At 61.1% G+C, this 14078-nt stretch carries 11 protein-coding genes; 7 read left to right on the top strand and 4 right to left on the bottom strand.

Annotation, left to right across the window (positions count from 1 at the left end; all coding sequences use genetic code 11):
- Positions 1-99: 99 nt before the first annotated feature.
- The 3 genes from ACB040_RS00345 to ACB040_RS00335 form a co-directional block, all read right to left on the bottom strand.
- Entirely contained in the window at positions 100-561 is a 462-nt protein-coding gene (locus ACB040_RS00345; RefSeq protein ID WP_040066459.1) for a hotdog fold thioesterase, read from the bottom strand.
- A 168-nt stretch (positions 562-729) separates the two neighbouring features.
- On the bottom strand, positions 730-1218 hold the full coding sequence (locus ACB040_RS00340; protein WP_371153911.1) for a hypothetical protein: 489 nt from the start codon (positions 1216-1218) through the stop codon (positions 730-732).
- Positions 1218-4289 (bottom strand): FAD-binding and (Fe-S)-binding domain-containing protein, encoded by a 3072-nt coding sequence (locus ACB040_RS00335; RefSeq protein WP_371153913.1) that lies wholly within the window; start codon positions 4287-4289, stop codon positions 1218-1220. Before ACB040_RS00335 ends, ACB040_RS00340 begins: the two co-directional genes overlap by 1 nt.
- A gap of 167 nt (positions 4290-4456) precedes the next feature.
- Here ACB040_RS00335 and ACB040_RS00330 point away from each other — a divergent pair, with 167 nt between their 5' ends.
- The 4 genes from ACB040_RS00330 to ACB040_RS00315 all read left to right on the top strand — a co-directional run bounded on the left by ACB040_RS00330 (position 4457) and on the right by ACB040_RS00315 (position 9657).
- Complete coding sequence (locus tag ACB040_RS00330) at positions 4457-5383, top strand: cation diffusion facilitator family transporter (RefSeq protein ID WP_139429511.1); 927 nt, start codon at positions 4457-4459, stop codon at positions 5381-5383.
- Between the two features lie 300 nt (positions 5384-5683).
- The gene (locus ACB040_RS00325) at positions 5684-7219 is read left to right on the top strand and encodes a TerC family protein (RefSeq protein ID WP_040066465.1); all 1536 of its coding nucleotides are present in this window, start codon (positions 5684-5686) and stop codon (positions 7217-7219) included.
- Between the two features lie 182 nt (positions 7220-7401).
- Positions 7402-8511: an alkene reductase gene (locus tag ACB040_RS00320; protein ID WP_371153916.1), complete on the top strand. Its 1110-nt coding sequence runs from the start codon at positions 7402-7404 to the stop codon at positions 8509-8511.
- Between the two features lie 159 nt (positions 8512-8670).
- Complete coding sequence (locus ACB040_RS00315) at positions 8671-9657, top strand: zinc-binding dehydrogenase (RefSeq protein WP_371153918.1); 987 nt, start codon at positions 8671-8673, stop codon at positions 9655-9657.
- A 100-nt stretch (positions 9658-9757) separates the two neighbouring features.
- On the opposite strand, the gene ACB040_RS00310 is transcribed toward ACB040_RS00315, so the two are convergent.
- Positions 9758-10822 carry an adenosine deaminase gene (locus tag ACB040_RS00310; RefSeq protein WP_371153920.1) on the bottom strand — a complete coding sequence of 355 codons (1065 nt, stop codon included), beginning with the start codon at positions 10820-10822 and terminating at the stop codon, positions 9758-9760.
- 197 nt (positions 10823-11019) lie between these two features.
- Between ACB040_RS00310 and ACB040_RS00305 the strand changes: the two genes are divergently transcribed.
- The 3 genes from ACB040_RS00305 to ACB040_RS00295 all read left to right on the top strand — a co-directional run bounded on the left by ACB040_RS00305 (position 11020) and on the right by ACB040_RS00295 (position 13896).
- The gene (locus ACB040_RS00305) at positions 11020-11769 is read left to right on the top strand and encodes an HAD-IIA family hydrolase (protein WP_005337281.1); all 750 of its coding nucleotides are present in this window, start codon (positions 11020-11022) and stop codon (positions 11767-11769) included.
- Between the two features lie 54 nt (positions 11770-11823).
- Positions 11824-13398, top strand: a complete 1575-nt coding sequence (locus ACB040_RS00300; RefSeq protein ID WP_371153922.1) for a cation:proton antiporter — start codon at positions 11824-11826, stop codon at positions 13396-13398.
- Between the two features lie 129 nt (positions 13399-13527).
- Positions 13528-13896: a cupin domain-containing protein gene (locus ACB040_RS00295; protein WP_201908822.1), complete on the top strand. Its 369-nt coding sequence runs from the start codon at positions 13528-13530 to the stop codon at positions 13894-13896.
- Positions 13897-14078: the final 182 nt, after the last annotated feature.

The raw sequence follows: 14078 nt of genomic DNA, 5'->3' as shown, positions 1-14078 counted from the left end.
TCTTGAAAAATGTGATAAGCCTCTCAAGACGTTGGCAATTATAGAGGGATCTGACGAGTATGGCTTGCTTATTTTGCACTCATAGTGCGTTATTGCAGATCACTCCTCGCTGGAGTCCTTGCCCCGCTTGTGTTTGAGCACCGCCATGGTCAGTCGGCTGGTGCACAATAAACGCTCACGTTCGTCCCGAATTTCAATCTGCCACACCTGGGTTGTTGCTCCCAGATGGAGCGGCGTGCAACGCCCGGTCACCACCCCTTCCCGTTTGGCCCGCAGATGGTTGGCATTCACCTCCAACCCCACACAGTAGCTATCTGGCCCGACCGCCATATTGGCCGCCAGCGACCCAAGCGTCTCCGCCAGCACCACTGACGCGCCGCCATGGAGCATGCCAAGAGGCTGGTGGGTGCGGTGATCCACTGGCATAGTGGCCTCCAACCAGTCTGGGCCAAAAGCGGTATAGATGATATCGAGGTGGGCCATCAGGGTGTTGCGAGAGGTGGCGTTGAGCCCCTCCAGGCTCATGGGTTTACGCCAGATGGGCGCAATATCGTGACTCATTGCGAGCAGACTCCTTATGTTAGCGATGAATGCGTACCGATATGAGTGAAACGCCCTCCATCGGCAACATGGTTCGGTTATATGAGTTGTTGGTTACCGGGTGACGTGGTAACAACGCAGCCCCGACCCGGCGCTGCGTGTTACACAATCATGCCCTTAAGCGGGATGTCACCAAGGGTAGGTAACGCCGGGCCACTCGGACCAAGGCACTTCTCGCCCCGGCAGACGGGGTTCTGGCCACTGCCACACCTTGGCGAGCCACTCGCGCAGCTGAATCTCCAGCTCCTCATCCGTGATAGGCGCCTCGGCCACCTTCCAGAAGAAGAGCTCCACCGCTACCTCCGGCAACACCGAGGGGTAGAGATAAACCCCGCCCCAAAATTGCGGCTCCCGATCCGGACTCCAGAGGCCATAGGCAAAGGAGCGCTTGGCCAGAAACTCCGACTGCTGCCACTCCAGATCCCCTTCGTGCTGGCTCAGACTGAAATTGGCGGAGGGCCAGAGATCGTTCGGGCGAAACAGCTGATGGAGCTGCTCGCGCTCGCGCAACATGGCGACAAACTCCACCACCGCCTGAGCGGGAGTGGCGGGTAACAGTAAGAAACGCGGGTGCCGATAGGCCTTCGGCACCCGAAACCGCTTGGGAAACGTCAGCATCAGAGCAGCTCCAGCAGGGCTTGCAATGGATGTTTGAGCTTTTCCCCCTCCATCCGCTTAACCTGACTGCGGCACGAATAGCCGGTCGCCAGACAGCGCGCTTTGGGCAAACGGGCTAGCGGGTCAGCCCAGCTCAACCCATAAATGCCCTTGGAGTTCTCCACCTGTTTGACATCGTGACCATAGGTGCCCGCCATACCGCAACACCCCACAGAGACCGGCTGCAAACTGGCCCCGAAACGGCCAAACAGGGTGCTCCAGTCACCGTGAGTGGAGGGCTTGGCGGTCTTCTCGGTGCAGTGGGCAAAGAGATACCAGGGCTCGCTCCCCTCCTCGCTCTTGGTCTTGTCGGTTCGAGCAGGCAACTGATCTACCGGCAGCGAGAGCAGCCACTCCTGCGGCAGCAACACCTGAAAATCGCCGCGGGCCGACCCCAGCGCCTTGGCATACTCGTCGCGATAGCAGAGCACCATGGCCGGATCCACCCCCACCATGGGAATGCCAAGCGCCGCTACCTTGTTGAGGAACTGGGCGCTGTTGGCAGCAGTGCGGGCAAAGGCGCGCAGGAATCCCTTGATATGCTGGGGTTTACCGTTGGGTTTAAAGGGCAGCAAGTAGGGCTGGAAGCCGAGCTTGCTGGCGAGTTTCACCAGGTCGCGCACCACGGGGGCGTCGTAATAGCTGGTGAAGGGATCCTGCACGATGAGCACTACCTGCTTGCGCTGCTCGGCACTCATCCGCTCCAGACCCGGCAGATCAAAATAGCGGGCGCGGTTATCGTGCAGGCTCTCGGCCAGGGTCGGCACCGAGAGCAGCGGCACATCGACCATGCCGATACTCTTCTCGGTCGCCTTCTGGGCCCACTCTTTTTCGAGGAAGAAGTTGACCAGCTTCGGCGCCTTGGCAAGCAGCGGGGCATAGCTCTCCACCGTGCCGACGAAGTAATCCTTGGGGGCGCGCAGGTAGCGGCCATGATAAAGCTGCATAAAGCGGGCGCGAAAATCGGGCACATCCACCTTGATCGGGCACTGGCTGGTGCACGCCTTGCAGGCCAGACAGCCAGCCATCGCCTCCATCACCTCGTGGGAGAAATCATACTCGCCGCGCTGTTTGGCCCAGCTGTTGCGCACCTTGTCCACCAGCTGTTTGAAGCGCACACCACCGGATTGCAGCGCCACCTCTTCCGCTAGCGGATCGAAGCCCTGCTCCGCCAGCTGACGCAACCATTCACGCATCAGGCCCGCCCGCCCCTTGGGGGAGTGGCGGCGATCACGGCTGATCTTGACCGAGGGGCACATGGGGGAGTCGGTCTCGAAGGTGAAGCAGAGACCATTGCCGTTGCAATCCATGGCGCGGGTGTAGCTGGTGCGCACCGCGAGCGGGATCTGGCGGTCATACTTGCCGCGCTTGGGGCCATCCACCGACACCAGCTCGGCGCCGCTACCGTAGGGGATACAGATCTTGCCCGGGTTGATGCGGTTGGTCGGGTCGAACGCCCCCTTGACCCGCTGCAGCTCTTCCCACAGCTCGCCAAAGAAGGCGGGGCTGTATTCGGAGCGAAAGCCCTTGCCATGCTCGCCCCACATCAGACCGCCATATTTGGCGGTGAGCGCCACCACCTGATCGGAGATGCGGCGCAGCAGCACCTCCTGCTCGGGATCGCACAAATCCAGCGCCGGGCGCACGTGCAGCACACCGGCATCAACGTGGCCAAACATGCCGTAGTCGAGGCCGTGGGCATCCAGCAGAGCGCGAAACTCCATGATGAAATCGGCCAGGGATTCGGGCGGCACGGCGGTGTCTTCAGTGAAGGCCACCGGCTTCTTGCGCCCTTCGGCGTTGCCCAGCAGCCCCACCGACTTCTTGCGCATGGTGTAGATGGTCTCGATGCTCGGCAGGTGGTCACACACCTGATAGCCGATGATCCCCGCCTCGCCCTTGGCCAGCAGCGCGTCGATACGGCGGCAGAGCTCCGCCACCTTGGCCCTGTGTTCTGCCTCGTCGGTGTCGGCAAATTCGACGATGTTGAGCCCCTGCAGATCCTTGCCGGGCACATCCTGAATAAGTTCTTTCACCGAATGCCAGATGATGTCGGCGCGGGCCAACCCCAGCACCCGGGAGTCCACCGTCTCCACCGAGAGAGCCTGCGCCTGCACCATAAAGGGGGCATTGCGCAGGGCGGAGGGGAAGCTGTCGTACTTGACGTTGACCAGAGTGCGATAACGCGGGATGGGGGTGATATTGAGTTTGGCTTCGGTGATAAAGCCGAGAGACCCTTCAGATCCGCACAACACCCGACTCACATCCAGCGTGTCGGTATCCGGTTGATATAGGTGCTTGAGATCGTAGCCGGTCAGAAAGCGGTTGAGCTTGGGGAAGGTCGCCTCGATGTCGGCGCGGCGCTCCTTGCCGATACGATAGAGGGTGCGATAGATCTCCCCTTCCCGACTCTCCAGCGCCAGCTTGTCGGCCAGTCGCTCACCGGTCAGCGGCTCGGTCGCCATGATATCGCCATTCTCCAGCACCGCTTTGAGACCCAGTACGTGATCCGAGGTTTTGCCGTAGACCAGAGACCCCTGCCCCGAGGCATCTGTGTTGATCATTCCGCCTAAGGTGGCGCGGTTGGAGGTGGAGAGATCCGGCGAGAAGAAGTAGCCGTGGGGCTTGAGATAGGCGTTGAGCTGGTCTTTCACCACCCCGGCCTGGGCGCGCACCCACCCCTCCTCCAGATTAATTTCCATGATCTGGTTCATATAACGGGAGAGATCGACGATAATGCCGCCGCCCAATGACTGGCCATTGGTGCCGGTACCGCCACCGCGAGGGAAAAAGCTCAGGGAGGCGAACACCGGCTCTGCGGCCAGCTTGAGCATTGCTGCTATGTCGTCCGCACTGCGCGGATAGAGAACCGCCTGAGGTACTACCTGATAGACGCTGTTATCCGTCGCCATCGCCAACCGGCTTGCATAAGACTTTTCGATATCACCACGAAATGCGCTGCGCTCTAGCAACTCAAGAAACTGCAGGGTTGCGGGTGACAAACTGTCCTGGTAATCGAGTCTCGGGATCATGAATCCTTGTTCCCATCCTTTGCTTGATGCCGGCACGCCGGCGACAACGACTGGCCAGCCGCCTGTCAATGGCAGTCAGGCCAGTCCGCTCACATGTGAGCGGGCAGTATATCAGCTAGAAAACCGCTTGCGCTTGGCAATATTCACCATTTGAAAGGAGGACTTTTATGGCTCACCACAGCCATGTTATCAGTACGCTGGTCACCACCGAAAAACAGGCGCTTACCCTGTCGCTGTTCGGTTGTATTACCTTTGCCATCTTCGGCATCGGCTACGGCCTCTTCGTCGGTTCCAACGCCATCATGCTCGATGGTATCTTCACCCTGTTCAGCATGGGTATGACGGGCCTTGGCCTCATCACTGCCTATCTCGTTACCCGCCCTTCCGATGCGCGCTTCCAGTACGGCTATGCCCACTTCGAGCCCATCACCAACGTCATCAATGGCACCATTATTCTGCTGCTCTGCCTTGGCGCTCTCTATAGCGGCATCACCACCCTGCTGGATGGCGGACGGGAGATCGATCTCGGCCACGCCCTCATCTATGCCGCCGTCTCCACCTTCTTCTGCGCCATCATCTATCGCATCGAAGCCCAGGTTGCCGAGCAGGTAGACTCCGAACTGGTGCGGGTCGACTCCAAAGAGTGGCTGGTGGATACCCTGCTCAGCGCCACCCTGCTTATCGGTTTCGTGGTCGCCATCGGCCTCGATGCCATCGGCTACGGCCAATACAACCGCTACATAGACCCGGTGCTGGTCTCGCTGCTGGCCCTCTGTGCCACCCTTATTCCCATCAAGGTGCTCGGTCGCAACCTGCGGGAAGTGTTGAAGATCGCTCCCAAGGGAGACGTGCCACGGCAAGTCGAGCAGGAGATCGAGGCGCTGCGCCAGCGCCACGGCATCGAGTGCTACAGCCATCTGGCCAAAAGCGGTCGCCGCTTCGATCTGGAATTGAACATTCTGGTGGCGCCGGGTCAGGAGTGGCCCGTCGAACGTCAGGATGCCCTGCGTCAGGAGCTCTGGTCTCGCCTCGGTGACACCCTGGGGGATGCCTGGCTGTCGGTCTGTTTCACCCGCGAAAAGCGCTGGTTGTAACGACCGCACGGGGGAGAGCGCCACCGCCGCCTCCCCCTGTCGCATCACAACCCCATCACGCCCCGCTGACACTGCGCTTGCCAAATTGGCGCCAGCCGCTATCATCAGGGCTCATTTTTCACCCGAGGTTTTATTGCCCATCATGGACAATCCCCGAAGTTGCCCTTCGTCTCTCTCTGTCAAAGCCTATCTTTTTCTGCTTAATCAGCGCCTCTGAATAACACCTTTGCCTTGCTGTTACTGCGGCCATCGTGCGCCGTGATCACTCTCTGCTCTGTCTGTTTTTATTGAGGTCATACAATGGAATTGCTGCTGGATCCCCACATCTGGATTGGTCTGTTTACCCTGATCATTCTGGAAATCGTGCTGGGGATCGACAACCTGGTCTTTATCGCCATCCTGGTGAAAAAACTGCCCCCCGCCCAGCGAGACAAGGCACGCGTCATCGGCCTGTCGCTGGCCCTGCTGATGCGACTTGGGCTCTTGAGCGTCATGTCATGGCTGGTCACCCTGACCACCCCGATTTTGCACCTGTGGGATCACCCCTTCTCCGGTCGGGACCTGATCCTGATGGGGGGCGGCCTGTTCCTGCTGTTCAAGGCTACCTCTGAGCTGCATGAACGGCTGGAAGCCAAACCCCACGATGACGGCCCGGTCGGCGCCTACGCCAGCTTCGGCGTGGTGATCGCCCAAATTTTGGTGCTCGATGCGGTCTTCTCGCTCGACTCCATCATCACTGCCGTCGGCATGGTGGAACACCTTGGCGTGATGATGGCCGCCGTGACCATCGCCATGGTGGTGATGGTGCTCGCCTCCAAGCCGCTGACCCGCTTCGTCAACGCCCACCCCACCGTGGTGGTGCTCTGTCTGAGCTTCCTGCTGATGATCGGCTTCAGCCTGGTGGCGGAAGGATTTGGCTTCCATATTCCGAAGGGCTACCTCTACGCGGCCATCGGCTTCTCGGTGCTGATCGAGTTTTTCAACCAGCTGGCCCAGCGCAGCGCCATGCGTCACGAATCCAAACAGCCGCTGCGCGAGCGCACCACCGCCGCCATCTTCAAGCTGATGGGCAGCAAAGCCTATCAGGATCAGCCGGATGACGATCTGGATGCCCCTGCCGTAGCACCGGTGAGCTTTGGCGAGGAGGAGCGCTATATGGTGACCGGCGTGCTGTCGCTGGCCGAGCGCTCCATTCGCACCATCATGACCCCGCGCTCGGAGATGGCCTGGATCGATATCAACGACTCCAGCGACGAGATCCGCGCCCTGTTGCAGCGCGAGCCCCACAGCCTGTTCCCTATCTGTGACGGGGATCTGGACGAGGTGATCGGAGTGGTCAAGGCGCGCGATCTGCTGTTTGCCTTGAACGAAGGGCAATCCTTAAGTGAACTGGCCAAGCAGAACGACCCCATTATCGTGCCGCAAACCATCAACGTGATCCGTCTGTTGGCGGAGCTGCGCAAAGCCAAGGGAAGCCTTATTCTGGTCTCCGACGAGTTTGGCGTGATCCAGGGGCTGGTCACCACCCACGATCTGCTGGAGGCCATCGTCGGCGAGCTGCCGGACGAGGACGAAACCCCGGATATCGTGCGCGATGGCGAAGGGTGGCTGATCAACGGCAGCACCAACATCCACCATGTGGAGCAGGTGCTGGAGCACGAGGGGCTGGTGAGCGAGAGCGATGAATACGTGACCCTGGCGGGCATGCTGCTCTCCCACTTCGGCACTCTGCCCACCCCGGGCCAGCAGTTGCAACTGCAGCAGCTCAACTTCGAGGTGATCGAGGTGAGCGAGCGGCGCATCGAGCGTGTGAAAGTGATGCCCGCCGCAGCTTGAGCCTGCCACCGGCAGAAAACAGAAGAGGGCCAGACGGCCCTCTTTTTTATGCCTAAACGCCTCTTTCCTAACGGTTTGCACTGATTGCTGCATCAAGCACAATTCTCTTGTGCAATTACCCCCCTTTTTCACAACAAGATGGCGGCATAAAGTGGCCTCACTTCCACCATGAGGAACTCAAGATGAGCCACGATCACCTGTTTTGCCCGCAGCGACTGGGTCAGCTGCACCTTGCCAACCGCATCGTCATGCCCCCCATGACCCGCTCCCGTGCCAGTCAGCCCGGTGATGTGGCCAACGCCATGATGGCCACCTACTACGCCCAACGTGCCGGTGCCGGCCTTATCATCAGCGAGGGCACCCAGATCGATCCCATGGGCAAGGGCTACGCCTGGACGCCGGGCATCTACAGCGCCGACCAGATCGCCGGCTGGAAGCTGGTGACCGACGCCGTTCACGCCAAACATGGCACCATCTTCGCCCAGCTCTGGCACGTGGGTCGGGTCACTCATCCCGACAACATCGACGGCGCCCAGCCCATCTCGGCCTCGGCCCTGCCCGCGGTCGGCGTCAAGGTGTTTGTCGATAACGGCAGCGATGCCCCCGGTTTTGTCGAGACCGTCACCCCGCGCGCCATGACCCAGGCAGATATCGATGCGGTAGTGGGCCAGTTCCGTCAGGCGGCTCGCAACGCCATCAGCGCCGGTTTTGACGGCATCGAACTGCACGCCGCCAACGGCTACCTCATCAACCAGTTCCTCGACTCCGAGTCCAACGCCCGCACCGACGGCTACGGCGGTTCGCTGGAGAACCGGCTGCGCTTCCTCAAGGAGGTGACCGAAGCGGTCTGCAGCGAGATCGGGGCTGACCGGGTCGGGGTGCGTCTTGCGCCGCTCACCACCCTCAACGGCACCGTGGATGCCAACCCGCAAGAGACCTATCTGGCCGCCGCCCACCTGCTGGGCCAGCTCAACGTGGTCTACCTGCACATCGCCGAAGCGGACTGGGACGATGCCCCCCTGATGCCGGAGAACTTCAAGCAGGGTCTGCGCGATGCCTTCCCCAACACCCTGATCTATGCCGGCAAATATGACGGCGAGCGAGCGCGCGCCGCCCTCAAGGCGGGTTGGGCCGACATGATTGGCTTTGGCCGCCCCTTCGTCGCCAACCCGGATCTGCCGGAGCGGCTGCGCCACGGCTATCCGCTGGCCCCCCACGATCCGGCCACCCTGTTTGGCGGCGGCGAGAAGGGGCTCACCGACTACCCGACCTATCAGGCCGATGACGCATAAAACCGGCCGTTGCTTGCCAATGGCCAGCAGACCACGTTAAGCAGGCCCCACAGGTTGGGGCCTGCCGTATTGTTGCGCAATTGCAACAGTGGAATTTTTACTGTCTTGCTGTTGCAATAATCTCATCAAGCTCTCCCCACTGTTTCGCAAGGAATCATCATGAATCACACCCAAGCCTGGTGCTGGCATGCCCCCGGTGAACCGGATCAGCTCACCCTCGCCGACCTCCCGCTCTCCCCCCTTGGCCCCGATGAGGTACTGGTGGCCAACCGGGTCATCGCCTTCAATCCGGTGGACTGGAAGCTGATCGAATATGGTCACGCCCACTGGCAGGACGGTCAAGTGCCCGGCGTCGATGGCATGGGCACGATCGTGGCGCTCGGCGCCAACGTCAGCCATCTGCGTCTCGGCGCCCGGGTCGCCTACCACACAGATCTGCGCCACCACGGCAGCTTTGCCCGTCATACCCGGGTGCCGGCACGCGCCCTGCTGCCGGTACCCGATGCCCTGAGCGACGAGGCGGCAGCCGCCCTGCCCTGTCCCGGTCTCACCGCCTGGCAGGCGCTGGCCAAGCTGCCGCGCCTGCACGGTGAAGCGCTGCTCATCACCGGCGCCGGCAGCAGTGTCGGCCGCTTTGCGGTGCAGCTGGCCCTCAAGCAGGGGGCGCGGGTCTTTGCCAGCGCCAGTCCTCGCCACCATCCGTGGCTCAAGCAGATAGGTGTGCAGGGGGTGGCTGATTATCGGGAGCCCGATTGGCTGGCCACCTTGCAGGCCGCCAACGGCAACGAGCCGTTCGAGGGGATCATCGATCTGGTCTCTAGCCAACAGGCTGAGAGCCTGCTGCCTGCCCTTGGCTACTACGGTCATATGGTGACTGTGCTGGGGCGTATTCTGCACAACCCGCTGCCCGCCTTTGCCCACTGCCACTCGTTGCACGAGATTGCGCTGGGTGCCCAGCACGCCTTTGGCTCGGACAAACAGTGGAGCCGACAGGTGGCCGCCGGTGTCGCCATGATGGAGCAGATGGCGAGCGGCGAGCTGACCCTGCCGCCGCTGGTGGTCGGCGACTTTGAGGCGCTGCCGACCCTGCTCGAGCGCTTCAAGCGCGCAGGACAGGGCGAGAAGTTTCTGGTGCGAGTGGCATAGCGCGGGCGTCATCCACCGGCAGCAGAAACGCTCGCAACTGAAAATAAGAGAGGCCCGTGATAGCGGGCCTCTCTGCATCCGGGATTAACCTGCGCCTGACTCAGTGCAGCTGCACCGCGTGGCGGGCGGCATGAGTGCGGATGTCACGGGTCAGCCGCGCTTTGTCGGCCAAGCTCAGCCAGCTCGCCTCCACTGCATTGAGCGAGAGGCGGCAAAGCTGATCCGCAGTGGCGCCGAGATCGTCCGCCAGCGCCGCAAAGTTGGCCCCCATGTAACCACCGAAGTAGGCGGGATCGTCGGAATTGATGGTGACGCAGATCCCCTGCTCCAGCAGCCGCAGCACATTGTGGTGGGCCATCTGGTCAAACACCTTGAGCCGGGTGTTGGAGAGGGGGCAAACGGTGAGCGGCAACCGGGTATCGGCCAGATAACGGAGCAGCTCGGGATCGTCGGCCGAGCGCACCCCGTGATCGATGCGCTGCACCTGCAGCTCGTTGATCGCTTGCCAGATATAGTCGGCAGGCCCCTCTTCGCCCGCATGGGCCACCACCGGCAGCCCCAGCTCGCGGCATTTGGCAAAAATACGGGCAAATTTGCTGGGCGGATTGCCCTTCTCCCCCGAGTCGAGGCCGATGCCGTGGATCCGTGACAGGAAGGGCATGGCCTCTGCCAAGGTGACGAACGCCTCCTCTTCGCTCAGGTGGCGCAAAAAGCTCATGATAAGGCGCCAGCTGATGCCAAACTCCTGCTCCCCGCGCTGCAGCGCCCGCTCGATGCCGCCGAGCACGGTAACAAATGGGATACCGCGGGCAGTGTGGGTCTGCGGGTCGAAGAAGATCTCCACATGCACCACCTTGTCGGCGGCACACCGCTCAAGATAGGCCCAGGTGAGGTCGAAGAAGTCCTGCTCGGTCACCAGCACACTGGCACCGCGATAGTAGAGGTCGAGAAAGGATTGCAGGCAGTCAAAGTCATAGGCGGCGCGCACGCTGGCCACGTCGGGCCAGGGCAGTGGCACATTGTTGCGTTTGCCAAGCTCGAACATCAGCTCGGGTTCGAGGGTGCCCTCAATGTGAAGGTGCAGCTCCAGTTTCGGCAGTCCGGCGATAAATTGCGCGGCGGTGAGGTGTTCGGGGGTGACTGGCTTGGGAATCGGGGTGTCCATGGCAACGGCTCCATCAGCAAAGTGATCCGGCGTCAGCCCCTCCACCAGACTGACCCGACGGCAGCTTTATTGTGCACCGAAGTGACGAGACAGGGGAGACTTGTCATCAAACAGACTTATAATGGCGTCACAAAAATCATAAATGATTGAACATCTTAACGATTGGCGGCTCGCCTGCGCCCTGACAAGGAGTTTTCATGAAGAAGAACGTCATCTGCGATATCGACGGTGTCATCCTGCACAACAACGATCTCATCCCCGGTGCCGACCGTTTCGTCCATCGCCTGCTGGAGCAGGGCAGCAAGCTCCTGTTCCTCACCAACTACCCGGCACAGACCCAGAAAGATCTGCAAAACCGCTTCCGTTCCGCAGGTATCGAAGTGCCGGAGGAGTGCTTCTATACCTCCGCCATGGGCACCGCCGACTTCCTCAAGCGTCAGGATGGCAAAAAGGCCTATGTGATCGGTGAAGGGGCACTGACCCACGAGCTCTACAAGGCCGGTTTCACCATCACCGATATCGACCCCGACTTCGTGGTGGTGGGCGAGACCCGCAACTACAACTGGACCATGATGCAACAGGGGGCCAAGTTCGTCGATCAGGGGGCTCGCTTTATCGCCACCAACCCGGATACCCACGGCCCCATGATGCACCCGGCCTGCGGCGCCCTGTGCGCCCCCATCGAGCGGATGACCGGCAAGAAGCCGTTCTATGTCGGCAAGCCGAGCGCCTGGATCATCCGTGCGGCGCTCAACCGGATGGAGGCCCACTCCGACGACACCATCATCATCGGCGACAACCTGCGCACCGACATTCTGGCGGGCTTTCAGGCCGGTCTCGAAACGGTGCTGGTGCTCTCCGGGGTGAGCAAGGTCGCCGATATCGACCGCATGCCGTTTCGCCCGAACCATATTTTCGACTCCGTGGTCGACATCGATATCGTCTAATCACCACCCAAGCGTTAAACAGGGCAGGTCTCTCCTGCCCTTGCAGGATCTGTTATGGAACCCATTCTGATCGCCGTGGCTTTTGGCTGCGGCATGGTAGTCAATCTGATTGGCCTGCCCCCCCTGCTCGGCTTTCTGGCCGCCGGTTTTATCCTCAACGGCATGGGATATGAAAATACCCCCGCCCTGAGCGAGGTGGCCGATCTCGGCGTCACCCTGCTGCTGTTCACCATCGGCCTCAAGCTCAATATCAAGACCCTGATGCGGCGCGATGTGTGGGGCACCACCAGCCTGCACCTGCTGCTCTCCACCCTGCTCTTTACCGTGGTGCTGCTGGTCTGCAAGGGACTGGGGCTTGAACTTGCCCTCTCGCTGGACTGGAAACTGGCGCTGCTGCTGGGCTTTGCCCTCTCCTTCTCCAGCACCGTCTTCGCAGTCAAGGTGCTGGAAGATCGCAGCGACATGAATGCCCTCTACGCCCGCATCGCCATCGGGGTACTGGTCATGCAAGACGTGTTCGCCGTAGCATTTCTGGCCTTTTCCAGCGGCAAGTGGCCCAGCATCTGGGCGCTCTGGGTGCTGGGATTGCCGCTGCTGCGCCCGCTGCTGTTCAAGCTCTTGGAGCGGGCCGGTCACGGCGAGCTGCAGGTGCTGTTCGGAGTATTTCTGGCGCTGGTGGTCGGGGCTGCCGGTTTTGAAGTGGTCGGCCTCAAGCCGGATCTGGGGGCCCTCATCATCGGCATGCTGCTCGCCTCTCATCCGGCTGCGGCAGGGCTTGCAAAGGCGCTCTTCAACCTCAAAGACCTCTTTCTGGTCTGCTTCTTTCTCACCATCGGCCTCAACGGTCTGCCGACCCACGACACCATGTTGCTGGCACTGGCACTGGTGCTGGCCCTGCCGCTCAAAAGTGTCCTCTACTATCTGGTCTACAGCGGCGCTCACCTGCGGGTGCGTACCGCGCTGCTCTCTACCCTGGCGCTCACCAACTTCTCGGAGTTTGGCCTGATCGTCGCCGCCATCGCAGCCAGGGCGGGCTGGCTCTCCCACGAGTGGCTGGTGGCGGTCTCGCTGGCGCTAGCGGCGAGCTTTATGATCTCCGCCCCGCTCAATGCCCAGAGCGAGCGCATTTATCACCGTATCGGCCACTGGCTGCGAGGATTGCAGGCGAGCAACCTCCATCCGGAAGACAGGCCCATCGAGCTTGGCGATGCCGAGGTGATCATCCTCGGCATGGGGCGGATCGGTCAGGGAGCCTACTTCGAGCTGGAGAACAAGTACGGCAACGTCATCCTCGGGGTGGAGAACGACAGCGAGAAGCTGCCCACCCTGCGCGCCCAGGGGATGAACGTCATCGAAGGGGATGCCACCGATACCGACTTCTGGGACAAGGTGTTGCTCTCCAATCAGGTCAATCTGGTGCTGCTGGCGATGCCCCACCACTCGGGGAATCTCTACGCCATCGAGAAGCTGCGCAGCCACGGGTTCAACGGCAAGATAGCCGCCATCGTCCGCTTCGAGGATGATATCGCCTCCCTGCAGGAGCAGGGGGTGGATGCAGTGTTCAACGTCTACAACGAAGCGGGCAGCGGCTTTGCCCGTCATGTGATCCGCCGTTTGCAGCCGCTCTGATCCTGCGGCCAGCGGCTCTTGGCAAGGGAATGCACATCGTTTAAGTTATGCACAACCTCGTTTAATAAAACGAACAAACGCGGGGCCTGGATGGCCCCGTTTTCATATCCCCATTGCCAGGGAGGCACCATGAAGACCCTCAACGACTGGATTTTGCCGGGCCGCCACGAGGCGGCCCCTACCCCGCTGATGCCAGCCCCCGAGCGCATTAAAGCGGGCAACCCGGCGCAAACGGTGTGGAACCACTACTCCGACCCCAGCCAGCAGTTTCACGTGGGCTTCTGGGCTTGCGAGCCTGGCCGCTGGGCCATCCACTACACCGAGCACGAGTATTGCCAGCTGCTGGAGGGGGATGTGGTGATCCACGACAGTCAGGGCGGCCAGCTTGCCCTCAAACCCGGCGATCAATTCGTGATTCCGGCAGGCTTTGTCGGCGAGTGGGAGACCCTCACCCCCTGTCGCAAGGTCTATGTGATCTTCGAACCCGCCTCGGCTTGACGTTCACGTCACCCTGCCTCGTTGCAGCAGCCCTTATCCTGTTGATCCGCTTGACGCTTACGGCATGATTTTCTGCGGTTTTCCCGCTTGCAAAAGGTTTTTCCGCTAGGCATTGTGTCTGACGAGGAATGTAAATGGAATTTCGAGCCCAAACGTGGGGGGCTCATATAAAAATCAAGAGG

Origin of the sequence: Aeromonas sp. S11(2024), from assembly GCF_041402345.1 — a bacterium.
Classification (GTDB): Bacteria; Pseudomonadota; Gammaproteobacteria; order Enterobacterales; family Aeromonadaceae; genus Aeromonas; species Aeromonas veronii.
The sequence above is the reverse complement of the archived record's forward strand: the minus strand, read 5'-3'. Positions and strand labels throughout refer to the sequence as shown.

Bases quoted from the DNA above. Each gene is read 5' to 3' on its own strand.
- ACB040_RS00340 (WP_371153911.1), bottom strand. From the start codon at position 1,218: ATGCTGACGTTTCCCAAGCGGTTTCGGGTGCCGAAGGCCTATCGGCAC.
- ACB040_RS00345 (WP_040066459.1), bottom strand. From the start codon at position 561: ATGAGTCACGATATTGCGCCCATCTGGCGTAAACCCATGAGCCTGGAG.
- ACB040_RS00335 (WP_371153913.1), bottom strand. From the start codon at position 4,289: ATGATCCCGAGACTCGATTACCAGGACAGTTTGTCACCCGCAACCCTG.
- ACB040_RS00315 (WP_371153918.1), top strand. From the start codon at position 8,671: ATGAATCACACCCAAGCCTGGTGCTGGCATGCCCCCGGTGAACCGGAT.
- ACB040_RS00295 (WP_201908822.1), top strand. From the start codon at position 13,528: ATGAAGACCCTCAACGACTGGATTTTGCCGGGCCGCCACGAGGCGGCC.
- ACB040_RS00310 (WP_371153920.1), bottom strand. From the start codon at position 10,822: ATGGACACCCCGATTCCCAAGCCAGTCACCCCCGAACACCTCACCGCC.
- ACB040_RS00305 (WP_005337281.1), top strand. From the start codon at position 11,020: ATGAAGAAGAACGTCATCTGCGATATCGACGGTGTCATCCTGCACAAC.
- ACB040_RS00300 (WP_371153922.1), top strand. From the start codon at position 11,824: ATGGAACCCATTCTGATCGCCGTGGCTTTTGGCTGCGGCATGGTAGTC.
- ACB040_RS00325 (WP_040066465.1), top strand. From the start codon at position 5,684: ATGGAATTGCTGCTGGATCCCCACATCTGGATTGGTCTGTTTACCCTG.
- ACB040_RS00320 (WP_371153916.1), top strand. From the start codon at position 7,402: ATGAGCCACGATCACCTGTTTTGCCCGCAGCGACTGGGTCAGCTGCAC.
- ACB040_RS00330 (WP_139429511.1), top strand. From the start codon at position 4,457: ATGGCTCACCACAGCCATGTTATCAGTACGCTGGTCACCACCGAAAAA.